Annotated in this window: 25 protein-coding genes; 14 read left to right on the plus strand and 11 right to left on the minus strand. The window is 61.9% G+C overall.

Annotation, left to right across the window (positions count from 1 at the left end):
- The 8 genes from DM450_RS02330 to DM450_RS02365 all read left to right on the plus strand — a co-directional run bounded on the left by DM450_RS02330 (position 1) and on the right by DM450_RS02365 (position 7,446).
- Positions 1-705: a nucleotidyltransferase domain-containing protein gene (locus tag DM450_RS02330; RefSeq protein WP_260610373.1), complete on the plus strand. Its 705-nt coding sequence runs from the start codon at positions 1-3 to the stop codon at positions 703-705.
- Positions 706-886: 181 nt separating this feature from the next.
- Positions 887-2,875 (plus strand): ParB/RepB/Spo0J family partition protein, encoded by a 1,989-nt coding sequence (locus DM450_RS02335; RefSeq protein WP_142632416.1) that lies wholly within the window; start codon positions 887-889, stop codon positions 2,873-2,875.
- Positions 2,876-3,042: 167 nt separating this feature from the next.
- Positions 3,043-3,984: an ArdC family protein gene (locus tag DM450_RS02340; protein WP_142632417.1), complete on the plus strand. Its 942-nt coding sequence runs from the start codon at positions 3,043-3,045 to the stop codon at positions 3,982-3,984.
- A gap of 11 nt (positions 3,985-3,995) precedes the next feature.
- Positions 3,996-4,418 carry a hypothetical protein gene (locus tag DM450_RS02345; protein WP_142632418.1) on the plus strand — a complete coding sequence of 141 codons (423 nt, stop codon included), beginning with the start codon at positions 3,996-3,998 and terminating at the stop codon, positions 4,416-4,418.
- A 301-nt stretch (positions 4,419-4,719) separates the two neighbouring features.
- Positions 4,720-5,673: a DUF2493 domain-containing protein gene (locus DM450_RS02350; RefSeq protein ID WP_142632419.1), complete on the plus strand. Its 954-nt coding sequence runs from the start codon at positions 4,720-4,722 to the stop codon at positions 5,671-5,673.
- 122 nt (positions 5,674-5,795) lie between these two features.
- Positions 5,796-6,257: a DUF6878 family protein gene (locus DM450_RS02355; protein WP_046766053.1), complete on the plus strand. Its 462-nt coding sequence runs from the start codon at positions 5,796-5,798 to the stop codon at positions 6,255-6,257.
- Positions 6,258-6,267: 10 nt separating this feature from the next.
- Entirely contained in the window at positions 6,268-6,696 is a 429-nt protein-coding gene (locus DM450_RS02360) for a DUF6915 family protein (protein ID WP_142632420.1), read from the plus strand.
- A 360-nt stretch (positions 6,697-7,056) separates the two neighbouring features.
- Positions 7,057-7,446 carry a single-stranded DNA-binding protein gene (locus tag DM450_RS02365; protein ID WP_007688363.1) on the plus strand — a complete coding sequence of 130 codons (390 nt, stop codon included), beginning with the start codon at positions 7,057-7,059 and terminating at the stop codon, positions 7,444-7,446.
- Positions 7,447-7,561: 115 nt separating this feature from the next.
- On the opposite strand, the gene DM450_RS26105 is transcribed toward DM450_RS02365, so the two are convergent.
- A complete protein-coding gene (locus tag DM450_RS26105) occupies positions 7,562-7,792 on the minus strand; it encodes a DUF6437 family protein (protein WP_260610096.1) in 231 nt (76 codons plus the stop codon).
- Positions 7,793-8,115: 323 nt separating this feature from the next.
- On the opposite strand from DM450_RS26105, the gene DM450_RS02375 reads away from it, so the two are divergent.
- Positions 8,116-8,352 carry a hypothetical protein gene (locus tag DM450_RS02375; RefSeq protein WP_007688359.1) on the plus strand — a complete coding sequence of 79 codons (237 nt, stop codon included), beginning with the start codon at positions 8,116-8,118 and terminating at the stop codon, positions 8,350-8,352.
- Positions 8,353-8,454: 102 nt separating this feature from the next.
- On the opposite strand, the gene DM450_RS02380 is transcribed toward DM450_RS02375, so the two are convergent.
- Positions 8,455-8,649, minus strand: a complete 195-nt coding sequence (locus DM450_RS02380; protein WP_142632422.1) for a hypothetical protein — start codon at positions 8,647-8,649, stop codon at positions 8,455-8,457.
- A 439-nt stretch (positions 8,650-9,088) separates the two neighbouring features.
- On the opposite strand from DM450_RS02380, the gene DM450_RS02385 reads away from it, so the two are divergent.
- The 4 genes from DM450_RS02385 to DM450_RS02400 all read left to right on the plus strand — a co-directional run bounded on the left by DM450_RS02385 (position 9,089) and on the right by DM450_RS02400 (position 15,082).
- The gene (locus DM450_RS02385; protein ID WP_066275457.1) at positions 9,089-9,421 is read left to right on the plus strand and encodes a hypothetical protein; all 333 of its coding nucleotides are present in this window, start codon (positions 9,089-9,091) and stop codon (positions 9,419-9,421) included.
- A complete protein-coding gene (locus tag DM450_RS02390; protein ID WP_142632423.1) occupies positions 9,411-11,807 on the plus strand; it encodes a type IV secretion system DNA-binding domain-containing protein in 2,397 nt (798 codons plus the stop codon). Before DM450_RS02385 ends, DM450_RS02390 begins: the two co-directional genes overlap by 11 nt.
- A gap of 37 nt (positions 11,808-11,844) precedes the next feature.
- Complete coding sequence (gene mobF, locus DM450_RS02395; RefSeq protein WP_142632424.1) at positions 11,845-14,772, plus strand: MobF family relaxase; 2,928 nt, start codon at positions 11,845-11,847, stop codon at positions 14,770-14,772.
- Positions 14,773-14,842: 70 nt separating this feature from the next.
- The gene (locus DM450_RS02400) at positions 14,843-15,082 is read left to right on the plus strand and encodes a hypothetical protein (RefSeq protein WP_142632425.1); all 240 of its coding nucleotides are present in this window, start codon (positions 14,843-14,845) and stop codon (positions 15,080-15,082) included.
- Between the two features lie 24 nt (positions 15,083-15,106).
- On the opposite strand, the gene DM450_RS26110 is transcribed toward DM450_RS02400, so the two are convergent.
- From DM450_RS26110 to DM450_RS02445, 8 genes are all read right to left on the minus strand, one after another.
- Positions 15,107-15,304 carry a DUF6961 family protein gene (locus DM450_RS26110; RefSeq protein WP_142632426.1) on the minus strand — a complete coding sequence of 66 codons (198 nt, stop codon included), beginning with the start codon at positions 15,302-15,304 and terminating at the stop codon, positions 15,107-15,109.
- Entirely contained in the window at positions 15,304-15,609 is a 306-nt protein-coding gene (locus DM450_RS02410; protein WP_142632427.1) for a DUF5818 domain-containing protein, read from the minus strand. The genes DM450_RS26110 and DM450_RS02410 overlap by 1 nt, the downstream gene beginning before the upstream one ends.
- Positions 15,606-16,031 carry a thermonuclease family protein gene (locus DM450_RS02415; RefSeq protein WP_142632428.1) on the minus strand — a complete coding sequence of 142 codons (426 nt, stop codon included), beginning with the start codon at positions 16,029-16,031 and terminating at the stop codon, positions 15,606-15,608. The genes DM450_RS02410 and DM450_RS02415 overlap by 4 nt, the downstream gene beginning before the upstream one ends.
- Positions 16,032-16,043: 12 nt before the next feature.
- Entirely contained in the window at positions 16,044-16,685 is a 642-nt protein-coding gene (locus DM450_RS02420) for a S24 family peptidase (RefSeq protein WP_142632429.1), read from the minus strand.
- 348 nt (positions 16,686-17,033) lie between these two features.
- Positions 17,034-17,294, minus strand: a complete 261-nt coding sequence (locus DM450_RS02430; protein WP_142632431.1) for a DUF3489 domain-containing protein — start codon at positions 17,292-17,294, stop codon at positions 17,034-17,036.
- 4 nt (positions 17,295-17,298) lie between these two features.
- Positions 17,299-18,363: a BsuBI/PstI family type II restriction endonuclease gene (locus tag DM450_RS02435; protein ID WP_142632432.1), complete on the minus strand. Its 1,065-nt coding sequence runs from the start codon at positions 18,361-18,363 to the stop codon at positions 17,299-17,301.
- Positions 18,360-20,159: a class I SAM-dependent DNA methyltransferase gene (locus DM450_RS02440; RefSeq protein WP_142632433.1), complete on the minus strand. Its 1,800-nt coding sequence runs from the start codon at positions 20,157-20,159 to the stop codon at positions 18,360-18,362. Before DM450_RS02440 ends, DM450_RS02435 begins: the two co-directional genes overlap by 4 nt.
- Positions 20,156-20,458 carry a HigA family addiction module antitoxin gene (locus tag DM450_RS02445; RefSeq protein ID WP_142632434.1) on the minus strand — a complete coding sequence of 101 codons (303 nt, stop codon included), beginning with the start codon at positions 20,456-20,458 and terminating at the stop codon, positions 20,156-20,158. The genes DM450_RS02440 and DM450_RS02445 overlap by 4 nt, the downstream gene beginning before the upstream one ends.
- Before the next feature lie 223 nt (positions 20,459-20,681).
- Here DM450_RS02445 and DM450_RS02450 point away from each other — a divergent pair, with 223 nt between their 5' ends.
- Entirely contained in the window at positions 20,682-20,912 is a 231-nt protein-coding gene (locus DM450_RS02450; protein WP_142632435.1) for a hypothetical protein, read from the plus strand.
- Positions 20,913-20,915: 3 nt separating this feature from the next.
- Here DM450_RS02450 and DM450_RS02455 read toward each other — a convergent pair whose 3' ends face one another.
- Positions 20,916-23,618 carry a conjugal transfer protein TraG N-terminal domain-containing protein gene (locus DM450_RS02455; protein ID WP_142632436.1) on the minus strand — a complete coding sequence of 901 codons (2,703 nt, stop codon included), beginning with the start codon at positions 23,616-23,618 and terminating at the stop codon, positions 20,916-20,918.
- Between the last annotated feature and the right edge of the window lie 7 nt (positions 23,619-23,625).

The following is a 23,625-nucleotide window of genomic DNA, read 5'->3' on the forward strand; positions in this document are numbered from 1 at the left end:
ATGGGGCCAAACGATCAAGGGGTTTCAGCTATCTTGCTGTTTGGCAGTCGTGCCCGGGAGGATAATAGCCGGGGATCGGACACCGATTTGCTGCTGATAAGCCCTCCTGGCACGCCACAGCACAAGTCCATTGGGCATCTCTCAATGTTCTTTTATCCGTGGGAGAAGCTGAAGTCCGATGCCCGCGACGGAGATCTCTTCGTCTGTCACATAGTACGTGAAGCAAAGCCGGTGTTCGATCCGCTAGGCCAGCTCGATCAGCTACGGTCACAGTTTAGGCTTCGGACTAGTTATGCCCGTGAAATCGGGCACGCCCGTGACCTTGGTTGGTTTCTTGATCGCCACGCTGGAGCGCTGAACTCTAACGTCGTCGTACGGCGCATGGTCTGGTGTATCCGCACGATTCTCATCGCGCGACTCGCTGAACGTGGCACCCCCGTTTTCGCACCGCTCGAGCTGGCTAGGGTCGCTCCTGCCCCCGCCGCTGACCTTCTCGCAGATCGCCATCAGCATCGTTTGGATGTCACAATGAGACAGCGATTTCGCCAGTACATGATGCAGGAAGACGCAAATCCAACCCTGCCAAGTGACGCAGCGATCAACGACTACCGATCGCTTTTCCTTGGGACGGGTAACAAGGTAGGCCTGCAAACGATCGAACGGGGTCTGCGAACGCCCGAAGGCCACCAAGATATCTATAATTGAGCGGGTCGGAGCGATCACAGTTGGAGGAGTTGATCCATCAGTCCGACGTATCAGCCGTTCTCTCACGCTAGCTCTGGAAGTACGGCCCAAAAGAACAGCAGAGTGGAGTGGGCTTTGCCCTGGTTGAGCCATTTGGGCGTCGATGGTCGATGCACCGGGCTCACAATCAGGAGTCCGTCCCATGATCAAGTCGATCCCACTGAACAAGCTTGTCCAGTCTCCCCGCAATGTCCGCCGTCACAGTGATCCAGCTGCCGATGCCGAGCTCAAGTCCAGCATCGCTGCCCATGGCCTGCTGCAGAATCTCATTGTCCGGCCGGCTGTGAAGGGCAAGTTCGAGGTCGAAGCCGGCGAGCGCCGCCGCCGCGCGATGCTGGCGCTCGCGGACGACAAAATCCTCGAGCGTGATCACGAAGTCACGTGCCTCTTGCTCGAAGACAGCGCCGAAGCCGCGGTCGAGACCAGCCTCGCGGAAAACTTCCATCGATTGGCCATGAACCCTGCCGATGAAGCCCAGGCCTTTGCCGCGCTTGTGACTGGCGGTGCGACTGTGGAGGATGTTGCGCGCCGCTTCGGTCTGACAGTCCGCTTCGTCGAGGGCCGGCTGCGTCTTGCGACGCTAGCGCCTATCGTGTTCGAGGCGCTGGCATCGGGCCAGATCACCCTCGACATTGCCAAAGCGTTCGGCGCTACCTCGGATCAGGGCATCCAGACCCGCGTATTCGAGCAGGTGTCCTCGGGCTATTATGCGCCTAACCCCGACAGTGTCCGGCGTATGGTCCTGTCCGGGACGGTACGAGGCAGCGATCCGCGCGCCCGTCTCGTTGGCCGCGACGCCTACATCGCTGCGGGCGGCCGCATTGAGCGCGAACTGTTCGACAACGACGACAGCGAGTCCTGGGTCGATGTTGCTTTGCTTGAAAGCCTTGCCGCCACGAAGATGGAAGAGCAGGCCAAAGCCCTCGCCGCTGAGCAGGGTCTTGCCTGGGTCAAGCCGACGCTCGATCCTTATGCCAGCCACGACCTGGTCGAAGGGCTGGTCAGGCTTCCCGCCGAACCGGCGCCGCTGACTGAAGCGGAAGTGGCAAGGCTCGACGAACTCGATGCCTCCTATGACGAGCATGCGGCGATCCTTGAAGACGAGGACAGTGCCGAGGAGGCCGTGGCTGCGGCCGAAGCGGCTATCGAGGCCATCGAACGCGAATGCCAGGACATTCGTGCCCGACCGCCGGTTATCGCGCCGGAGCTTAAGGCCGAGGCGGGAATGGTGCTGGTGCTCTCCCGCGATGGCACGCCGGTACTCCAGCCGGTGTTCTACGGCGAGCGTCAGGCTGAACCCGCCGAAGCTGACGACGGGATCGAAGTCGTTGCCGGCGATGAAGTTTCGGACAGACGCCGGACGACCTTGTCGAAACGTCTGGTCGACGAACTCGCGATGCAGCGCCGCGATGTTCTGGCACTTCACGTTGCATCCGATCCCGGGCTGGCGCTCGACGTCATGGTCTTCACCCTCGCCGATTCCGATACCCACGATTGGCGGGCGCGCCATTCGACCACGCTGCGTGCGCCTGTTCCGGCAGGCCCGATCATCGGCTTCGAAGCCAAGGACGCGCCGGCGAGCAGCGCGCTTGCTGAGCTCAGATCCGGCCTGGACGAAAGCTGGCGTGCGGGCACCGATGTGACTGCCCGCTTCGATCTGTTTCGGGCGCTGCCCGATGAAAGCCGAGCCGCATGGCTGGGCTACGTCGTCGCCCGGTCGCTCGAGGCAAGCCTCAACATGTCCGGTGAGCGCCAACTGCCGTTCCAGGATCACCTTGGCAGCCTGATCGGCATCGATATGGCGCAGTGGTGGCGTCCGACGGCGGCCAACTACTTCGACCGGGTGTCGAAGCAGGTGATCCTCGATGCGCTGACTGATGTCGGCGGCATCGAGCTTTCCTCGCGCTTTGCCGCGGTCAAGAAGGGCGATCTCGCGATGAGTGCCGAGCGCGTCTTCGCAGGCACCTACATCACCGAGGTCGAGGTTCGCGAGAAGGCGCTCGCCTGGGTGCCTGAGGTCATGCGCTTCGCTTGCCCTGCGCCGGAGGCTGGCGAAGCCGAGGTCGACGCAACTGACGCTGAGCCTAGTGTCGACGGCGAAATTCATACCCCCCGCGAGCTGGCCGCCTGACCTCCTCCTGACAGGCAAGGCCACTCGTACCTCGAGAAGCGGTCCTTCGGCTTACGCCGGAGGGCCGCTTCCTTTTTGGAAGCAGAGCAGAGGGGGCCCGTGAACCTGTGGCACTGACCGGCGAACCTGTCGCCAACTGTCCGGATGCCGCAATCAGGAGAACAATCATGGCCTATCGCAAGGGGCAGGGCGGCGGCTTGTCGCCCGCCACCCGCATCACCCAGGAAATCATCGCCCGTCTGGAAGCAGGCACGAAGCCGTGGATCAAGCCGTGGCGCGGTGTCCCAGTTTCCCGGCCCTTGCGGGCCTGCGGAATTCCGTACCGCGGCATGAACGTGTTCTGGTTGTGGATGGTCGCCGACATGTGCGGCTACGCCTCGCCGTTCTGGATGACTTACAACCAGGCCAAGTCGCTCGGCGCCCAGGTCCGCAAGGGCGAGAAGTCGACCATCGCGATCTTCTACAAGAGCTATACCCAGGAGGTGGAAGCCCCCGATACCGGCGAAAAGACCGATGAAGCGCGCCGGGTGCTCAAGGCCTATCCGGTCTTCAATGCCGATCAGGTCGAAGGTCTACCCGAGCGTTTCCATCCGGCTGCAACGCTGGAGCTGGTCGAGCCTGCAGGGCGCGAGGCTGAGCTCGACGCCTTCTTCGCTGCCATCCCCGTCAATCTGCGCCATCAGGGCTGCGAAGCCTATTACGAACCGACTGCGGATCGCGTCACGATGCCGCCGGTCAGCCTCTTCTCCGGGTTCGATCACTATTACGCCACGCTCGCCCATGAGCTGTCGCATTGGACCGGCCACACGAGCCGTCTGGGACGTGATCTCAAGAACCGCTTCGGCACTTCCGCCTACGCCGCCGAGGAACTCGTCGCCGAACTCTCCAGCGCCATGCTGGGCGCCGAGCTGGGCCTGCCGGTCACGCATCTCGACAGTCACGCGAGCTATATCGAGCACTGGCTCAAACTTCTGAAGGACGACGACCGCGCCATCCTGACCGCTGCGGCCAAGGCCGAAGAAGCTTCGAGCCTGCTGCTGAAGCTCGGCGGGAGGGTCATGCCTGAGCAGTTTGACGACGCGTCAGACGACGCTGCTCTCGCGGCCTGAGGGAGGATGTCATGGGCCGATCGGTCAGCTATCCGAGCGGCGCTGTCGTCGCATTTACGGTGCTCGACGTTGAAAGCGACGACGATTGGGAATTCGAGTACGAATGGCTGCGTGACGATCTGTGCGAGCGGGCCGCCAAAGCCTTCCCGTCCCTGATCCCGCACGACGGCTGGCGCGGCCGGGAGGACCGGATCCTCATGCGCAATGCCTATGCGGATTTCGGCGTATCGGTCTATGGCGGGCTGGTGGCCGTCTGGATCGTCGAACGCGATGACGGGGCCTATTGGGACGCCGATTGGCGCACGGCCCGCTCACCGCGGGCACAGCGCTGGCTGTCACAGATCGCATCCCGTTTCGATGCCTTGTTTGGTGACTACGATTGCCTCGGGCACATGTCGAACGGCGAGGGGGTCTACACCAAGCGCGCAGCTTGAGGCCTGTGAGTTGGTTGGTCGCGGCGCTGGGTTGCCATCCCTGACTGCACTTTGCCGGCCGCTCATGGTCTGTCGCCATGCGAGAGAGGCCCTGGGCCAGCCGCCAGCCTTGCGCAACCCGGCTTGGGCGGGCCCGTGTTGGCCTTGCCCCTTCGGGCTCAAGGCCTGCCCGCGCCAGCCCGCCAAGCCGGGTTCCCCCTGACGGGTGCGCAATCCTGCCTGAATGCTGGCCCTGACGGGCTCTCGCTGGCGCAGCCATGAACGGATGCGCCGGTGTCACGTCAGTCAGGAGGACTTACCCATGCACACGTCATTTGCCGACCAACTCGCCGGGCTCGATCTTGCCGGTTTCTCGATCGGACCCGCTCCCGTATCGACAAGCGATTTTCCGGTCCGGGAGGCGGTCGTCCAAACGCTCGAAGCGGTCTGGTCCGATCTTTTCGCCATGGTGTCCGGGACCGCTCTTGAAGCCGACGCCGAGGATCTTGGCTGGGCCTTCGTCAACATCTTCCATCGCTCGGCGGAACGCAAATCGAATGCCCTCGACCGGGCGACCGACGAGGTCCGCGCGCTGATTGCTACGGCCGATGGATCCGAGGTCCACACCCATGACCTTGAGACCCAGGTTGAGCGGGCGCAATGCGCAGAAAGCGCGATGCTGGCACTCGAAGAGATGCGCGAAGTCGCAGCAGGCCTATACCTCAACGAGTTCGGTTCCTCCTGGAAGCCAGTCTCCAGTTCTCGCTTCAATCACAGTGCAATGCTGACCTCGGCGCTCGTCGAAGGTCGCGACTTCCTGCGCGCCCGCGCCGAGGCCAAACGCCGTGCGGCCGTGCCCGAAGGAACCCCGGTCGTGTTCGCCGGAGGGCGCACCCGTCATGCTACCGAAGACGATGCGCTGACCTTCGGCAACAATGTCTGGGCCACGCTCGACAAGGTCCGCGACCGCGTGCCGGATATGGTCTTGATCCATGGCGGCGACACCAAGGGCGTCGACCGTCTGGCTTCGAGCTGGGCTGAACGTCGCGGCATCCCGCAGGTGACATTCTCGCTGGATATGCGCCTGGGCGCCCGTGCCGGCTTCAAGCGCAACGAGCGGATGCTTTCCCTCGATCCGCGCTACGTCATTGCGTTCCCGGGTAATGGCGTACTCGAACGCCTGGTGATCGAGGCCAAGGCTCGGCGGATCACCGTTGTCGATCGCCGCGGGCCGCTCGGTACCAATCCGAAGAACACTTCGGCCAGGACCGACTAGGGCCCTGACGGTCTTCGCGCCAGCGCCGGATCGGCGCTGGCGTCGCTCATCAGAGGAAAGGCGTGCGCCTGTCGGTTGGAGCCAGCAAATGGTCGTTGGCTCCTTTCTACAGGAGGTATTCCATGATCGATATCGAGGCCGTGATGGCCGACTTTGCCGTTCTTCAGGCCCAGCGGCAGGCCCAGGTGGTCGCAGAGATTCAGCAGCTCAAGACCGTCATTCTCCCGCGCTTGCAGGAAGCCGGAATCGCCCGCGTCGAGATCCGCTTTGACGGCTGCGGCGACAGCGGTGCTGTTGAGGAATGCGCGTGCCTCGATGCCGCTGGTGCCGCGATCGCGTGCCCCGATGTCACCATTCTGGAAGACGAAGCAGGCAACTCGGATGGTGACGGTTCCGCGGAGCTGCACTCACTCGGCCAAGCTCTCGAGCAGCTGACCTATCTGGCGCTCGAACGTCACCATCCTGGCTGGGAGATCAACGACGGTGCCTGCGGCGAACTGGTGATCGATGTGGCTGAAGCGACCTTCGTGCTCGACTGCAGTCTGCGCTTCACCGCGACCGATGATCACAGGACCGAGCTCTAGGAGACCTGGCATGGCACATTGCTACTACCACGCCCTCTCATCGGTCCGAAAATGGGGCGGCACGGTCGATGACTATCTCCCGCTGCACCAGTGGTTCGACCAGTCGAAGGCTATTCTCGCAGACCCCCGTCATCGCGCGCTGCGGCACCATGCCGAGGGGATATTCATGCTCGAAACACTCTTCGGCGAGACCCTCGTCAATGCCGATGGCCGGGTCGTTCCGGTGCGTCTGGTCGGCGAACAGCACGTACGCGAAGACCTGGGCTCGATCCCCTCCTTTGCGGACTGGGCGCGCTTGATCACGCCGCAGTCTTGGATGCTTCGAGGCAACCCTCTGGACGGCGCTGAAGGGGTGACGATCGATATGCCTCTCCCCGGCGAAGCAGTTTCGTCCAGGAATGAGCCACCGGTTGGAGGAGCGGTTAGTACCGTGATCTAGGAAGGGGTTCTCCGGTGGAAGGTGGGGAGGGAATGATCCGGCCAAGACCGGAGGGAAACGAGGCAGGGCAAACCTGTTCAAGGCATCCAGCTCCACCCGACTTCGATGCAAACCTGTCCCTGAATCACCCCCCGTCGAGACGCGCAACCCGGATCAGGTCCGGCCGAGTTGCCGGGCACGATTTTGCGCATCGCTGGTGCCGAAAACCGGTTCCCACTTTTCGGCGCGATGCTGCGTGCCCGACTGCCCGCACCACCCGAACCAGTTCCGGGTTTCCCTTCGGTGCGCTTCGCCGCGGGGCGCTTCTGCTCGGGTTTTGCAGCCGGGATGGCCCCGGATTGCTCGATCAGGAGAAAGCCCATGACCAATCTCGTTATCCTCGTTGGCCGCATCGCTCGCGACCCCGAAACCCGCACCACCCAGGGTGGAACCAGCATCACATCGATCTCGGTCGTGACCGACCGTCCCGCCCGCAAGGATGGCAAGACCTACAAGGACGAAAACGGCTACACCGCCAAGGACAGCGAATTCCACCGGATCACCTGCTTCAACGGCCTGGGCCAGAATGTCGCCAAGTATTGCACCAAGGGCCAGCTCGTGACGGTCGAAGGACGCATCCACTACACCCAGTGGGAGGATCAGAGCGGCACCAAGCGCTACGGCTGCGAGATCATCGCCGACAAGGTCGACTTCCTCACCAAAGGCCGTTCGGGCAGCAACGAGGGAGCACCCGACATCGACGAGGACTGAATGTTCTTACCCCACGACAAGGCCCCGGTGGCACACGCCATCGGGGCCTTTTCTTTTGCTCTGGGGCTATGCGGCGGCGCGGGGCATCGAACCCCTTGCCGCCGCGGAGCGGACTTTACGCGGGAGCAATTCGCTTCAGTGTTTCCTCGATCCCGAGCACCATCGATGCGCGAACGATCTGGCGCAACTGTGCCGGTTCGATCGTCTCCGCGCCGCACTCGATCAGCAGCTTTCCGAGTTCGGTCGCTGCCTCTTCGCGGAGACGAGCCTCCTCGTTCTCGAGTTGAGCACGCTGTTCACGCAGCTTCCTCAGCGCATCGCGTGCAGTAGGTTTGGACCTGGCCATAGTGCTTCCTTCTTGCAGGCCGTTGGTCCCCTCCGCTCCCGATCTTGGCACTGCGGGGGCATGTAGGAAAATGGTTTGTGGGGCAGGCGTCTCGCTTCTGCGCAGGCGTTGGAGAGGTCTCTCTCGCAGAAAGACCAAGTCTGATGCGGGCTTTGGGGCTGCGTCAAGGACGACGGGGCCCCACCATTTTTACCGGGCAAGCCCGGCAAAAATCGTTGCCCCCATCGCCGCTTCGCGGCCGCTATCGCGGTCCCTGACCCAGCCCGTCACCCACATCCTTCGCAGCTCCTGATGCGACGCATCAAACATCAGGAGGAAAGATCATGTACGCTTCACTGAACATTGCCGCTGCTGGTCCCGCCGCCGATCAGGCAGCCTTCGTTGCAGCCCTGGATCAGGCCCATGCCCGGTCCTTTCACAGCTACTTCACACAGTACGTCCTGACCGATGACGAGGCAGGATACATCGCGGTCGATGAAGGAGATTACGGTGCCTTGCCCAAGGCCATGCTGGACCGTGTCATCGACACCGTGCCGGGCCGTCTCAGCGATGAATTCTGATCCGCCGGTTTGGGAGGAAGTCCGTCAGGGCTTCCTCCTTTCTTTTTGCTCGCAGACCGTTTCGGCATCACTCAGCCGGGACGGGAAGGCGGGTCGCAAGCGTCAGTCGGGGGTATCGGGACGGTCGAGATCGGTTAGCCGCTCTGGCATATCCAGGACCTTCAACGCCGCCGCCTCGATTGCCTCTGCCTGCGTCGGGAAAGCCTCCGAAGAACTGATCGACACCCCGTTCGAGTAAGTGACTGTCGCCTGGAAGCCGTTGCCCTTCGGTGTCGCACTCAATGTGACCTGGCCCATGCTGCGCTTCCTTGCTGCCCTCAACAATGCCCCCATCATAGGCATCGATCCCGTCTGTGCCTATCGCGATCCGAGGGGCGGCAACCTACCCAGCGCCCCAGAGATTGGGGTTTGCAAACCGCATCATCCGTTACAGGCTCAATGGCTGGTTCCTGTCCTTGCAGTTAGGGACGATTGAGCACACCCTACGCGACGGATCGCGGGAAAGGAGACGGAAAAATCACTTAATTACATTGGCATAGATCGAATTTTGTGAAATGGCAGCTTCTCCGTCAAAAGTGACGGGAGCAAGCGGAGTCACGTGGATTTGACCAAGGCCAGGTTGGAAATGGCGGAATTCCGCAGTCCTCGATGTTCTTGACATGTTCTTGAATCTGACTTAGCTTCGATGTTGCCTTTCGCAGTGTGAACCGGGCTCCTGACCACAAGGAGTCCGTGCATGACACGGCCAATCTGTCTCCAGGTTTACATCTCCAGCGAGCTCAGCTCGATGATCCGCAAGGCTGCCAAGGCCAAAGGGATCAGCATGAGCGAGTGGGTTCGCGCCTTGCTCGCCAATGCCTGCACCGAGGACGAGCTTGCCTCGCGGCTCGACGCTTCCATTGAGCGAATTTCCCGCCGCTCGGTGTTCCTCATGGTCGGGGTTGATGCGCTGCTGGCAGGGCACCCCGACCACGCGCTGCGCGGTCGGGCTCACCAGGCGTACGTGCGCAAATGTAAGGAACTCGGTCTTTCCACAGCCGCTGGCGAGGGAGGCTCCGATGAAGCGTAATCTCGTCAACTTCACGCGTGGCAGCCAGCTGCTCGGACACTTCAGCTTCATGTTCGCGGCGGGTCTCAAGGGCCCATTGATTGTCGCCGCGCTCGTAATCTCATGGACCTCTTGGTGGACCATTTCGGCAGGCCTCACCGACCATGAAGTCTACCTCGTCTGGATGCGGATCTATGCTGCCATCTACGGCTTCATGGAGTTCGATCCCGCCAAGCGGATCACCCTGGAAACTGCCTTTGGCGCGACCATCCAGTTTCCGATTGCCCAGCTCGAAAGCTACCCCCCGGTGGCCCATGCGTGGCAGAAGCTGATGGCGCTTCTGACCAGTGCCTTGTGGCGTTCCGGGTTCCTGCTGGTCCCCGCGTTTGCCATCTTCTACTGGTTCGCCGAGCGGTTCGGTGGCCGCTCCAAGGAGCGCAAACATGAGCGCGGCGCGATGCTCGTCACGCTCCCCGAGCTTGTCGATGAACTGACCGCGCACAACCGGCGCGAGCGCACCCGTGAGCTCGATTCCGCGCTGGGCTGGAAATGGCGGCTCAGCCTGCCGCGAGAGATCGCCCGGGTCTTTCCCTATCGGCCATCGCAGATCGCCACGGTCTCCTATCCCTGGCGGCTCGAACAAAGCCATGCGATGCTCATTGGCACCACCGGTATGGGCAAGACCGTGGCAATCTCCGACATGATTGCGGAAGCCAGAGCAAAGCGCCAGCGCTGTGTGGTCTTCGATTTGACCGGCGCCTTTATCGAGCACTTCCATGCGGCCCATTGCGACATCATCCTGAACCCGCTCGATGCGCGTTGCCCCCAGTGGAGCCTGTTTGACGAATGCCGTTCTGAAGGCGAGTTCTGGGCCGCGGCGGACGCCCTCGTCCCCCATGACGGGGGCGGAGAAGCCCAGTTCTGGGTGATCGCTGCCCGGGCCCTGTTCGTCGAATTCTGCCTCAAACTTGTGGCCGAAGGCAGAGCGACCAACGACGCCCTGGCGCGGGAGCTGATGACCGCGGACCTCTCGCGCGTTCATGCCATGATGCGCGGAACGATCGCCGATCCGCTGACCGCGCCGGAAGCCGCACGCATGGCGGAATCGATCCGCGCCGTCTTCAACGTGAACGCCAAGGCGCTCAAGCTGCTGCCCACTGCCGGACCTCGTTTCTCGGTTCGCCAATGGATCGAGGACGGGACCGCTAGCGCCCGAAGTGAAGGCTCGATCCTGTTCATTTCGGCCCGCTATGTCGACATGAGCGTCTGCGCGCAGTTGCTCACGCTCTGGCTCGACACGGCCATGAACACGCTGATGACGATGCCCCGCACCCGCGATCTCAAGTGCTGGTTCTTCGTCGATGAGCTGGGTGCATTGCACCGCCTGCCGGCGCTCGAGAAAGGCTTGCAGACAGCGCGCAATTTCGGCGGCGCGATTGTCCTTGGCCTTCACGCCTATGCCAAGCTCAAGGAGGTCTACGGCGAGAACATGGCGATGACGCTGGCATCGCTCGCCCGGACCAAACTGATCCTTGGAACCGCCGACCGCGAGACGGCCACCTGGTGCTCCGACTTCATCGGCCATCGCCAGGTCAGGGACATGGAAGAGGGTTACACCTATGGCTACAACAATGCCCGCGATGCGGTCAGCCTCACCCCGCGCAAGCACATCGAGCCGCTCCTGTTGCCCGACCAGTTGATGAACCTGCCGCGCCTGTCAGGGTACATCAAGTTCCCCGACGGCTTTCCCGCTGCACCGGTCAAGCTGAAACCCGTCGACCGACCCAAGCGGGCGGAGACCTTCATCGCGAGGGTCAAGGACAGCCCGAAGGCAAGCGTCACGGAGATCCATCCGGCGGCGGAGCGGGCAGAGCAGAAGGCAGCGCCGACAGGAGGTGAGCATCCTTCGTCGAACGACGACGGCGCCGGCAAGCCGGTCGTCCCGAAGCAGGGCGAGCTCGCCTTCGACCAGGGTGCGCGAGCTGCCTCGAAAAAGGAGCCTGAAGCGCCTGCCAAGGATCTTGGGCAAGCAGTGGAACGCACACCCGGCAAGACGTCGAAGGAGCGAGAACCGGCAACTCGTTCCGGGCAAGATAAGGCGGGCAAGGCCAAGAAGGACCGGTCGAATACCAGAACCGATGCTCCGTTGCGAAAGGCTGGACCTTCTGCCCGCCCACTTCTCCCGACAGGCGAAGCCGCAGCGGCGCGGGATCAGTCGGCTTCGCCTAAGGGCACGCCTCAGGCCAGCACGCCGGGAACGGAAGGGCTGCAACAGGGCAAGCCAGATAACCCGAAGAGCCAAAGCTCGAGTGATGCCGCCGCGCGCAAGCTGATGATCGAGGATGGTTTGCGGGAGCACGAGCCTCCGCCGATCACTGGTCCGGATCTTGGCGACATGGAGATGTGAGCATGTCGCCAACTGCCTTAGCGTTGGGGACCGATCGATGCTGTCGGTAGCCAATGTCCGCACCGCTGGCGGCGCGGCCAACTACTTCGCTGCCGACAATTACTACACGCGGGCTGATGCCGATCGCTCGGGTGAATGGCTGGGCAAGGGCGCTGCGGCGCTCGGGCTCAAAGGGGCCGTCGACGCGCGGCAGTTCGAGGCAATCCTCAAGGGGATGTTGCCTGACGGCAGCCGTGTCGGCAGTGACAACCGGGCGCACCGGGCGGGGACCGATCTCACCTTTTCGATGCCGAAAAGCTGGTCGGTCCTCGCTCTGGTGGGCGGCGACAAACGGATCCTCGACGCCTATGCTGCGGCCGTCCGGGAAACCCTGCGCTGGGCCGAGAAGAACCTGGCCGAGACCAGGATGGAGGTTCGCGGCAGGGAGCGAGCCGTCCAGACCGGCAACCTTGCGATCGCGCTGTTCCAGCACGACACCAATCGCAACCAGGAACCCAACGCCCACTTCCATGCCGTCATTGCCAATGTGACGAGAGGGACCGACGGCAAATGGCGGGCGCTGCGCAACGACAAGCTCTGGCAGCACAATACCCTCCTCAACGCCATGACGATGGCCCGGTTTCGTCTGAGCGTCGAAAAGCTCGGCTACCAGGTCGGCGAGTTCGGCAAGCACGGCAATTTCGAGGCCGTGGGGGTGCCCAAGGCGGTCCGCGACGCCTTCAGTTCCCGGCGAGCGGAAATCCTGGAAGCGGCTGCCCAGATGAACTTCTCAGGGCCAAGCGTGCTCGACGCCGCAACCCTGATGACCCGGGCCGACAAGGGGCGGATCGAAGACCGCGATGCGCTGACGCAGCAGTGGCAGGAGACCTCCGCCACCCTGGGGTTTGAACCCGCTATGGTCATTGCCAGAGCCAATGCTCGCAGCGCGCAGGATCTTGGCAATGTGAGCGGTGTTGGGCCCACGATGCGCGCGCTTGTCCGCAATGTTCAGGCCCTTGCAGCCTCCTTTGCCGAGCGCCTTGGCCTGCGGGAAGGTGACCAACTGATACCTAGCAGGCTGACCAATCGCAGCGTCGAGCAAGTCGCCGCAATTCATGCAGTCGCCTCGGCTGTCCGGCATCTCGGCGAGCGGGAAGCTGCCTTCACTCGGGCCGAGATCTACCGCGCAGCGCTTGGCTTTGCGCTCCCGACTTCACTTGCAGACATCGAGCAGCGCGTCGACCAGCTGCTTCGCCAGGGTCATCTGGAGAAGGGCAGGGGTGCCGACCGGGAATTGCTGACGACACGCGATGCCATAAGCCTCGAACAGCGCATCATTGCCGGGGTTGAAAAGGGGCGCGGGGCTGCGCCGGCGATTGTTTCTCCTGACCTTGCCGGGTCCCGTCTGCAGGCCCTGTCCCAGATCAAATATGGCCTGACCTTAAACGCTGGACAGGAAGGGGCAGGGCGTCTGCTACTTGGCTCGAACAATCGGATCGTCGCGATCCAAGGCGTCGCGGGCGCAGGCAAGAGCACGGTCCTCAAACCCGTCGCTGATATCCTGCGCGAGGAGGGAAGGGCCGTGCTCGGGCTCGCGGTGCAGAACACCCTGGTCCAGATGCTCGAGCGCGATACCGGCATTCCATCGATGACAGTGTCGCGGTTCCTCGCCCGGCACCGCGATCTCCTTGAAGGGGCCGATGCGGACCGTCTCGCCGAGGCGCGGGCCGAGATGCGCGGCACCGTCGTGCTGCTCGATGAGGCATCAATGGTCGGCAATGCCGACAAGGAGAAGCTTGTGCGGCTGGCAAACCTGCTCGAACTCGGCCGCTTTGCCAGCATTGGCGACCGCAAGCAGTTGGGTGCCGTCGATGCTGGAAAGCCATTCGATGTGATGCAGCAGGCCGGCATCGAGACTGCGGTGATGGGCACCAATCTTCGCGCACGCAGCGAAGGCCTGCGTGAAGCCCAACTGGCAGCGCAAGAAGGGCGCATCGAAGACGCCATGCGCCATTTGGCACCCCAGGTGATCGAGGCGGGGAATGATGCTGCTGTCGAAGCTGCCGCAGCCTGGCTGTCCCTGTCGACAGCCGAGCGCGAGGCAACCGCAATCTATGCCTCAGGCCGAAACCTGCGCAGCGCCGTGAACGAGGCTGTGCAGACGGGCCTTACAGCGAGCGGCGAGCTTGGTCCTGAAACCATGCGGCTTCAGACCCTGTCCCGCGTCAATGTGACCCGCGAGGAGCTGCGCTATGCGAGCACCTACGCCCCCGGCATGGTGGTCGATGTCGCGCGGCGTCAGCGCAGCCAAGGTCTTGCAGCAGGCGAGTACCGTGTGGTCGGAACCGATGTGGCGCGCGAGCGTGTCACGCTGGAGAACGAGCGTGGCCGCCAGTTCGAGTTTCGTCCCGGTCAGATCAGGCCGCAAGGTGAGCAGGATCCGCTGCGCCTGTTCGAAGTTCGCGCCCTCGACATTTACACCGGTGACAAGATCCGGTGGACCGAGACCGATCACCAGCGGGGCCTGCTCAATGCCGGCCAGGCCCGGATTGTTGCTGTCGAAAAAGGGGCTGTCGTGGTGAAGACATCCTTGGGCGCAGAGCACAGGCTGGAGCAGGGCGACCCGATGCTCCGCCGTCTTGATCTCGCCTATGCGCTCAACGCCCATATGGCGCAGGGGCTGACCTCCGATCGCGGCATTGCGGTCATGGACAGCCGCGAGCGCAATCTGGCCAACCAGCAGACGTTCCTGGTGACAGTCACGCGGCTGCGCGATGGCCTCACGCTCTATGTCGATAATGCTGGCAAGCTCGAGGCGGCGGTCGAGCGTAATGCCGGCATGAAGCGCTCGGCGCTTGAAACGGTCGATCTCCTCCGCGATGCGGCCGCCAAAGGGCAAGCCAAAGATCGCGTGGCTCCTGCACCGGAACGCAAGCCGCCAGAGCTTCACCGGTCGATCACGAAGCCGTTCGAGATCGGCATCTAGCGTCCCACTGTCCTCATGCGTCCGCACATGGCCGGTTGACGCGAAGTTCTTTATTTGTTCTCATTGACCCATGCCCCGAATCTCCGATGATATCCTCCTCACTCATCTCGAAGTCGCGCTGGCCGTTGCGCCGGAGAACACGCTCGTCCGTCTCAATGCGGATGATCCACGCGCCCAGCGCAGCGCCAGGGTCGATCTGGCTCGTCATCTTGTCGAGCGCATGCGCGCTTTCACCATCGAAGGCGACAACCATGGCGGTCCAGGCGCGCAGCCGTGCCTGTTTCCGGGCGATCTGTCGCCGATCGGATGAACTGATTGGGCTTGTCGAGGAGGGTTACTGGAGTGGCCGCTCCGGGGCCTTGGAGCTCAGCTGGACAATCCGCTCAGCGATAGCCTGCCATGTCCGAATGCCTGCCTCTTCGCCTGCAAGTGCGAGCGCCCCAATCTGCTCGGCGACGTACAAGGGAGCCTTGTCCCCATGAGTTTGCAGGACATGGTTGGCGCAGGCCCAGAGCTCCCAGTCGCTCAGCATCAGTCCAGCACGCTCACGACCCCGCCAACCGTCGCGTAAAGACCGTAGGCGACGAAGGCTGCGGCAAGAATGAATTCGAGCCGGAGTTTGAAGGCAGTCGGACGAGGCTGTCCGGCAGGCCATATCTGGTCGCAGGCAAATCCGTTGAACCCTGAACGCTCCCCGACCACTTCGACGCGAGCGCCTATGAATCTGCGGACCTGACGGGTGTTGTCGAGTTCCCAAGTCCCGTCACCATCGGTGCGCAGCACCGGCCCGTTTGCCGCCCATTCGACGATGCCGGTCAGATGCTTGGTGCTGCTCACCGGCAAGCTGGGCCTTTCCAGTAGCGATCCCAGCGCAGGACCGTGCCGGTCTTGATCATGGCGCATGACAGATCGGCACCTGACGGCAGGCGGCACCAGGCAGCGGTCCTGTTTCCGCCTGCGGACCCCTCGGAGCGGCATGTCAGCCGCGGACCTCTGACTACCACGTGACCTGTCGAGATCGTTCCGCACGCGCCGCCCATCAGCTGCACGAGGGCATCGCGTGCATCAATCGCCGTGGCATCGGGGCAAGGCTGATTGGTGCGGCAGGTGCCGTCCATTTCTCGGGCAGCGATACCGGCGATCCGCAGGTGAGGGCCCTCCGCACACCAGACCGGACCATCACCATCCCAGACATGAGTGGGCGTGCAGGTAAAGGTCTGCCCGGAAGCGACGATCGAAGCGGCAAGAAGGGCAAGCATCAGAAGGCCACCTTAGAGTGCTCGTCCGAACCAAAGAACCCGTCCGACGATATTGAGCGTGCGTTTCTCGAGGCCGCGCCAGCTTGGATAGGCCGGGTTGTCGCTCAGGACCGACGCGCGCTTGCCCTGCGGTTCGAGCGCAATGCGCTTTACGCTCAGCATATCGTCCATCCGCAGGACATAGATCCCGTCTCTAAGCCGCGCCTGGCCATCCCCGAGATCGACCATAACTTCGTCGCCATCATGAAGTGTGGGCTCCATGGAGTCGCCATGCACGGCGATGATCGACAGGCTCGATGCCTTGCTCGCGGTCAATCGCCGCAGCCACTTCTCGTCGAAGCCAAACTGCGCGGATTTGGCTTCCATTTCAGCCAGAGCGCCATGGCCAGCTGATGCCTCGACATTGAGCAAAGGTACATGGACCAGCTCTACCACCGGGCCTGAGCGGCGGGCAGGGGCTCCAAGAACCTTCTCATCGACTCCGAAAAATCGCGCCAGGACCGAGCGATCCTGCTCGTCCAGCTGCCGCGGACTGCCGCGCCGAATATACTGCTGGATGTAAGCGGCATTGCGCCCCAACAGGCGCGAAACCGAGGAGTAATTTACCCCTCGTTGCTGGATCAGTTCGTCCAGGGTTCTCCGTGCGTCGTCCATGACTGCCAGTCCTATCGCGGGCACCTAGGAAAATCGATCCTAGACTCTAGGAAGCCTTCCTAGTAAGAACATAGCAAGAACGCAAGCTTAAAGCGAGTCGAGGGCGATGGAGCTACTGGAGCAGATCGAGGCATATCTGGCACAAACACGCACGCCGCCGAGCACCTTTGGTCGGTTGGCGGTTGGAGACCCGCGATTTGTGAAAGATTTGCGAGAAGGTCGGCGACCGCGCTTGACAACTCAGGCGAGGGTGAAGGCGCTCATAGCTCCGTCAGGAAATTCCAAAAATTAAAGTAGTGTTCCAAATATATCGAGAATGTAGATATTATTAATGAAACCTTCTATTATTCAGCATTGGCCTTTGTTGTGGATGCGATAAATCCGCCTTGCTGAGGTATTTTCTACAACAATATTTTTTCTAGATTTTCGGAAAGTTGAGAGTGCGGCATGTACCGTATTGGTTTTCCAGCCCGTGGCATCGACGAGTTCTGAAATAGTCACGCCGGTCTTCTGTGACAGCATAGCGACGAGCAGTGCCTGTTTGGTTCCCTCGCGCGGCTGACGCTCCTCGGCGCCACCGCTGTCGAAAGTAAGGTCTGAGTAGGCCATGCCGTTAGCCACCCTCAATCTGAAGCGGTTTGCCACTGAACACCATAAGGCTTTCAGGCTCGGATGCGAACCAAGCGTAGCTGCCCCAAGCCAAGCTGCTCACAGTCTTTCGAAAAGTTGCTGAGGCGCGATCCAGATATGCGGTCACAAACGCGACGTGTTGGGGTGCAAAACCCGCGCCCTCTGCGATTTGCAGGAGCGCAGTCTTGCGCGCATCATTCACAGGACCATCCGTATGTACAACTTCGACGAACACCAATAGCGGATGCGCTGGGCCAAGATCGACTAGCACAATGTCGGGCAAACTCTTGTCGGCCGGGATGGTCAGGCCGATTGCCTTGGCGAGCTCGTCGTCCCGTGCGACCACTTTGTTCCCGCTCTCGCTCAACGTGATCACGCCAGGCTTTTGCAGGAACTTTGGCGCAAAAACCTCAACAACCGCTTTGGAGATATCAGCGCTCGGCCCGGTCGCCATGCGGCGGGTTTCACCATTGGGGAACGTGACCAGCTCGTAAGTGCCGCTTGCGGCAGCACCCTTGCGCACAATCGCGATGCGGGCGAGAGCACCCGCATTGAGGTGTTTCTCGCGCCACGCGGCTGCTTTGGCGATAAAGGTCGCCTCGTTCAGATCAGGTGAAAATAGCTCCGCGAACTCCGCCTGTAGGGCATACCTCCCTGCCGACGATGTGGTGGCCACCGGCCGATCGATGACGGCGCCGTTTTGGAGCAGAGCGTAGCGGATCGTATCGTCCCGGATCGATTCCCGCGTGTTGACCGCATACCACCGGTCAGGGATGTTCAAGCCTTTGCTGGATTTCATCGAGACGGGCACCCAAGCTGCGCGATCATCAGCACTTGTCAATGCCGCCTGCGCGTCCGTCATTCGCGTCACCTGATCAGGCCGGAGCCAAGCTCCCATTCCTTCCACAGCGCCGACGTAGAGCATCACAAAAATCGTCTTGGCTGCGATCTCCCAGATCGAATGCTCGCGGTTTGCGGAACCTTCGGGGAAAATTTCCGGTAAGCGCGCGTGGATTTCCTTCCACGGTAGGAGTGGAGGGAGCGTCATGCTTTGAGGCCATAGAGGCCGCGCAGAGCCCTCTCGATTGTTGCACGCGGAGCGTCCTTTGCGACAAGCCGCTCGATTTCCGCCATGGCCGAGGCAGGCGGCAGCGGAATGGCCTCCAATTCAAACGCCGACACAGCGACACTCCCGCTAATGCAGCGAAACACCTGATCGACTACATCGCTGTTGATCACGGCGGCAACGGCAGCGGGGGTCACTTTCGGCTTTCCGATCGCGCGCACCATATTCAAGTGGTTTTCGACGATGACGCCGCCCTGCGCGTCAATGAACTCCTGTGGTAACTCTGCGGCGATGAGGCGACGCGCTTGCTCCTTGGCCGTCGTCCGCTGCACGAGGACGCACCCCTGATCGACAATGAGCCAGTCATGACTGGCCTCCGTCTTGAAGTAGGGCGCATGATTCTTCTTCTGCGCACGGAAAACGAAACGCCCGTCGGTTGTCACCGCCTCTGCCCAGATCAGTGGAAGCAGCCCACGCGCCGCGCGAGTCCGCATCTGCGGCTTGAACCTGTTCCAGACGAGCGGGCCGGTCGAAACACCATATCCCCAGTCAGAGAGGCGCGAGGCCATGCCCTCTGCCGCCTTGATAAGCCCAACATGACCGGGTTCGCGCGGCGCGAGCCAGGGCGCGCCTGCGGCCTCCGGCAAACCGACCTTGCCATTCTTAGTTAAGCGCGCCTCGCGCTCATTATCAACATGGAGATAATGGACCTGGAAAGCATTGCGCTTTCCGCCCTTCCGGTAGAGCGCGAGGAGGGTTTCTTGGAGCACATCCTCGAAGACGCCTCGGCGCGCATGCACGAAATCAATCGCGACAGGCGGAGCCTCGGCTGCGAGAAGCTGGCGCAAGGCAGTGTAATACTGCCCGCCCAGGACGCTTGTGGGCGTCAAGTAAGCGATAACCCCGCCCGGCCGCGTCCATCGCAGCGCAACGTCTGTGAACACCCCATAGAGATTGGCATGGCCGTAAAGGCTGCGTGCATAGCGCGAGCGTTGCGCGGCGGAGAGCGTCACGCGCCCATAAGGCGGATTACCGATTACCAAGTCATATTGTGCCACCGGCGCTTCTTCCAGCGAGTCACAGACTTTCACGAAGACGGGCGCGTCGCGGCCGCTCGCCATGCTGAGATCAGATAGGAAGATTTCAAGCGCGGCCTGGGAGAGTGACGCCGCATGCGGATCGAGTTCGAGGCCCGAAAGATGAGTCCCGAGATGAGCAAGTACAAAAGGCGGCTCGCACTTTTCAAGCGCCCGGCGCTTGCGTGCGGCAACTTCCAACAGGAAGGCACCCCCACCACTCGCCGGATCGAGCACACGTGCACTTGACCAATCTACGCCCCCTTCATCTGCGAGATCGAGCAAGCGCTGAGTCAGCGCCGGGGGCGTGTAAAATGCCCCGAGGGCGCTGCGCTCCTTCCCTGGTAACAGGGTCGTGTAGAGACTGGTTAGGAAGTGGCAACCTTCTAGGGTCGGCAGCGTCGCCGCCTCGCGCCCGATGGATGTGGCGAGCTGGCGCGGGGTCGCGTCCAACCTTCCACGCACAGTCACGAACGGAGGACTGAGGGTCAGTTCAGGCGCGACGCAGGCGGCAAATGCCTCAATGGCTGTTCTGGCAAAAAGGGCTGCCTGGCTGGTGCGGCGTGTCTCCGGGATTGTTTCTGCCCAAGCCCTCGAAATAACACGGGCGCGCGCCAGCTCGACGCGTTTAACGTCGACCGCTGCGGCTGAATCGGCCGTCGCGGGCTTTTTCAAGCGTGCAGCTGATATGGGATTTGTCATATCTTCCCCCTTGGCCGTGCCCTAGCCGTTTTCGGCCTGAATGGCGCTACAATGATTTCGTCGGCTCGTTTTCGGATTTCCGCGATGTCATAACTTGTCTGCATCTCCATCAGCTGCTCGATGGAGACGCCGAACGCCTTCTCTATTCGAATCGCCATTTGAGGCGTGAGATCCGAGCGGCCATTAAGCAGTGCAGAAAGCGCAGGGCGAGTCACCCCAAGAACCTGAGCGGCATCCGTCACTGACAAGCCATTGGCCTCGATGATTGCGCTTTTTAGGAAGTCTCCAGGATGCCACATAACAATGGATTGCTATCGGTTTGCATACATAGCCTTTCCGCCCCGAGCTGATTTGGGGCAATGTGGCCCGTAAAGAGACGCTTTACAAGCAAAATGTGTTCCCTCTCTGTTCGCATCTCTATCGCGGAAAGCTTGGAAGTTGAGGAGAGGTTGCGGCAGCTGCTGGGGGTCAGAATTTCCTGTCCCTCGGCCTCGTTTCTGCTATGTTCCAAGGAGACCTGAGATGAACGCCATCATGACGAATTTCGACATTGAAAGCGCCGAGGCGCACGGAACCCGCAAGTGGGAAGGGCTGTCTGAAATCGATCAGGCAATCCGCGAAAACCGTCTGACAGAATATCGGATCAAGAAAGCTTGGGCTGATCCGTGGTCGCGGATCCTGAGCATCGTCGTCGTAGTTATCTTCGCCCTTTTTGCGGGGTTCGTGATCTACTGGGACCTCCTCAGGGGCTGACGCCTACCACTCTTTGACGTCATCGGCGGCCTCCGCACTTGCGCCCTGCGCTCCCTTAGTGACCGCGTCGAGGCGTCCCCTGGATCCGCCGATCTTCTGGCGACCAGCAGCCTGAGCCTTTTGTACCTCATCATGGAGATCGCCGGCGCCCACTTGGGGCACTGAGCCGGAACCGCCTCCGCCAGTCTGCGCGCGCCCGCGTACTGATCCGGCGTCAGAGATAGCTGGACGGGACACGGACTTTCCGGGGGCAAGAACCAGGCGATCTTCGATCCCGTCCCGAAGCTGCTCGGCATAACCTTCAATGAACTTGGCCTGCAAGGCTTGGCCTTCCGGACTGAGCTGGAAGGTCACGTCGTCGAACCGCACATCGCCGTAGAAGTCTCGGTTGCGCTCAATCTCGGCCAATCCCCATTCACGGTAGGCCTGGGACAAATTGAGGCTTCCTGCCGCGCTGTTGCCCTTGAAGAAAGACGCCTGGCTTTCGAGGCGGTTGGCAAGCTCCTCGGCGCGCCTTGCCTCACGGCTGTAGCTTTGCGCTTCGGTGAGGGACGCGTTCATGCCGCTTGCCGTGCTCGAAATTGAGGAGCTGCTCGAGGTGCTGACCGATCGAACGAAACCATCGCGGGTACTCGACCAATTCCTGCTGTCGGACATCTGGGCCAAGCTACCGAAGATCCGCGAGCGATCCTCCGATGCGATGCCAATGTCGCTGTCTGTCCACGTTTGGTTGCGCCCTCCCTTGGCGCCGATATTGGCGGACGCGACGCCGTTCGTTACACCGGCGCTCGCGCCAGCTTCTCCGTTCAAGAACCACGCTACAGTGATGTCGTCCGCTGCTCTGCGCGACAGCCCGAATTGCCGCTGCAGACTGGTCGATGCCTGATCGACCTCGCTGAATGCGGTCTGGATGCTGTCGGAATTCGAGGTGCCGGTCGCGCTCTCGAAGGATGAGCCGCGGCTGAACTGGTCCCTGAGCTCGCGGAACTTCGTGACAGCGCTGGCCGTCGATTCCGTGGCGACATTGGCATAGGTCTCGCTGTTGGCGCGGGCCTGCGATGCCATCGTTGAAAGGCGCGCCGTGAACTCCTGGCCCAGCGTCGGCGTGAAGGGATAGTTGGAGGTCGGAATCTGGTCGTAGCTGCCGTCCGGAAAGCTCGTGGTCATTGCCCCGGTGTCGCTGAAGGTCCGCGTCTGCGGCGCGCCGTACGTGAAGCTCGGCGCGATCGTGCCTTGTGCGAATTGGCGGGTGAGGACACTCGAGTTTTCGAAGCTGGTGTTGCCGAGCGAGACGTTGCCGGTACTTGCCTCCCGGGCCGCTTCCTCGGCCGCGTTCTGGCTCGGGTTGAGGTAGCTCGTGGCGTGGTGAGAAATCGCCATGGCACCCTTGGCCACACCGCCTGCCAGAAACGGCACCGAGGCGATGAGATAGCCTGCGAGCAGCCCGATATCGCTGTTCACATCGGCCATGCCGGTGAAGCTCGCGAGGCTCAGGCCATTGCTTCCAGCAACCGCGCTCATGTCCGCGGCGCCTTTGTACATCAGCATCATATGCAGGATCACGAACAGCGGTCCCCATGCCGCCAGGTAGAAGAAGCCCGTCACATAGCCTTTGAGTGCCAGCGGTCCGGTCTTGGGCAACAGGAACAGGGGGAAGAGGACAGGAAACAGTGCGTAGAAGAGGACGGTCAGCACGACATTGAGGAGCGGCACCCACTTCATCGCGTTGCTGGCAATCGAGCCATAGGTCCGCTCGGTCTGAATATCGGCGCGCGTCTGGGCGTAGACGTCGACATTGCCCGCGCCGCTCGTTGCCGCCATCGAATGCATGGCTTGGCTCATCGCGTTGATCGTCAGTGTCTGCTTGAAGATCTCGGTCGCATTGGCCGAGACCCCGGTGAGGTACTGGTAAACCACCGGCAGGTCAGCAAAAAGCTTGGCCTTGGCGAGGGCGGCGGTCTGGTTGGGATAGAGCTGGCGTCCGAAGACCGTCCCCATGCCGTCGATCAGTCCGGCCCACTGCGCGTTCAGCGCATCATAGGCTTCGCGGCAGGTGATGATATTCGAAGTCACCTGACCTGTCCCTGTGTCGCGGGTCAGAAAGCGCTGGGCCCGCGCCTGGCTGCCGGGCGCGATGGTTGTCCAGATGTCGTTGGTCTCGGCGAGTTCCTTCATCGAATATCGGCCAAGCAGCACGTCGTAGAAGACGCATTGCCGGAAATGCTCGTCGAGATTGGCGGCAAATTCCGGGTCGGAAATGCGCAAGGAGCGCGTGGCATCATAGAGCCGTGCGCCATAGATCATGCCATTCTTCGAGTAGTTGAGGTCGCCCGGCAGCCCGAACACCACCTCGGCCGAGCCAGTCAGATAGTCGCCGACCTGGCTCGTAAAGCTCGCCATCAGTGCAAGCCCCAGCGGCACATTGCTGACATTGGCCGGAGCAAGACTAGGGTTGAGCCGGTCGGTCACATGGACGTCGAGCCGCGGCACCATCAGGCACGAATAGATCAGCGTCGCGCCGAGGAACCAGTTGATCCAGGCCCGCCAGTCCTGATTGAACGCCAGCGTGATGGCGGACAGGCCAAGCCCCATGACCATGACAACCTGCAGGAGGCTCTTGTAGCCCCCATTGCCTGTCCAGGCGGCGACCGCCTGGAAAACATTGACCAAGTAGTCGCCGCCGCCAACTGTGAAAATCTCGACCATGATGCTG

Source organism: Sphingomonas sp. IC081 (assembly GCF_006874585.1).
Classification (GTDB): Bacteria; Pseudomonadota; Alphaproteobacteria; order Sphingomonadales; family Sphingomonadaceae; genus Novosphingobium.

Coding starts and splice junctions, on each gene's coding strand:
- DM450_RS02445 (WP_142632434.1), bottom strand. CDS start 20,458: ATGTGGCATCCTGGAGACTTCCTAAAAAGCGCAATCATCGAGGCCAAT.
- DM450_RS02450 (WP_142632435.1), top strand. CDS start 20,682: ATGAACGCCATCATGACGAATTTCGACATTGAAAGCGCCGAGGCGCAC.
- DM450_RS02430 (WP_142632431.1), bottom strand. CDS start 17,294: ATGGCCTACTCAGACCTTACTTTCGACAGCGGTGGCGCCGAGGAGCGT.
- DM450_RS02330 (WP_260610373.1), top strand. CDS start 1: ATGGGGCCAAACGATCAAGGGGTTTCAGCTATCTTGCTGTTTGGCAGT.
- DM450_RS02355 (WP_046766053.1), top strand. CDS start 5,796: ATGATCGATATCGAGGCCGTGATGGCCGACTTTGCCGTTCTTCAGGCC.
- DM450_RS02385 (WP_066275457.1), top strand. CDS start 9,089: ATGACACGGCCAATCTGTCTCCAGGTTTACATCTCCAGCGAGCTCAGC.
- DM450_RS02340 (WP_142632417.1), top strand. CDS start 3,043: ATGGCCTATCGCAAGGGGCAGGGCGGCGGCTTGTCGCCCGCCACCCGC.
- DM450_RS26110 (WP_142632426.1), bottom strand. CDS start 15,304: ATGCTGAGCGACTGGGAGCTCTGGGCCTGCGCCAACCATGTCCTGCAA.
- DM450_RS02350 (WP_142632419.1), top strand. CDS start 4,720: ATGCACACGTCATTTGCCGACCAACTCGCCGGGCTCGATCTTGCCGGT.
- DM450_RS02335 (WP_142632416.1), top strand. CDS start 887: ATGATCAAGTCGATCCCACTGAACAAGCTTGTCCAGTCTCCCCGCAAT.
- DM450_RS02365 (WP_007688363.1), top strand. CDS start 7,057: ATGACCAATCTCGTTATCCTCGTTGGCCGCATCGCTCGCGACCCCGAA.
- DM450_RS02375 (WP_007688359.1), top strand. CDS start 8,116: ATGTACGCTTCACTGAACATTGCCGCTGCTGGTCCCGCCGCCGATCAG.
- DM450_RS02440 (WP_142632433.1), bottom strand. CDS start 20,159: ATGACAAATCCCATATCAGCTGCACGCTTGAAAAAGCCCGCGACGGCC.
- DM450_RS02400 (WP_142632425.1), top strand. CDS start 14,843: ATGCCCCGAATCTCCGATGATATCCTCCTCACTCATCTCGAAGTCGCG.
- DM450_RS02415 (WP_142632428.1), bottom strand. CDS start 16,031: ATGCTTGCCCTTCTTGCCGCTTCGATCGTCGCTTCCGGGCAGACCTTT.
- DM450_RS02435 (WP_142632432.1), bottom strand. CDS start 18,363: ATGACGCTCCCTCCACTCCTACCGTGGAAGGAAATCCACGCGCGCTTA.
- mobF (WP_142632424.1), top strand. CDS start 11,845: ATGCTGTCGGTAGCCAATGTCCGCACCGCTGGCGGCGCGGCCAACTAC.
- DM450_RS26105 (WP_260610096.1), bottom strand. CDS start 7,792: ATGGCCAGGTCCAAACCTACTGCACGCGATGCGCTGAGGAAGCTGCGT.
- DM450_RS02380 (WP_142632422.1), bottom strand. CDS start 8,649: ATGGGCCAGGTCACATTGAGTGCGACACCGAAGGGCAACGGCTTCCAG.
- DM450_RS02360 (WP_142632420.1), top strand. CDS start 6,268: ATGGCACATTGCTACTACCACGCCCTCTCATCGGTCCGAAAATGGGGC.
- DM450_RS02345 (WP_142632418.1), top strand. CDS start 3,996: ATGGGCCGATCGGTCAGCTATCCGAGCGGCGCTGTCGTCGCATTTACG.
- DM450_RS02420 (WP_142632429.1), bottom strand. CDS start 16,685: ATGGACGACGCACGGAGAACCCTGGACGAACTGATCCAGCAACGAGGG.
- DM450_RS02390 (WP_142632423.1), top strand. CDS start 9,411: ATGAAGCGTAATCTCGTCAACTTCACGCGTGGCAGCCAGCTGCTCGGA.
- DM450_RS02455 (WP_142632436.1), bottom strand. CDS start 23,618: ATGGTCGAGATTTTCACAGTTGGCGGCGGCGACTACTTGGTCAATGTT.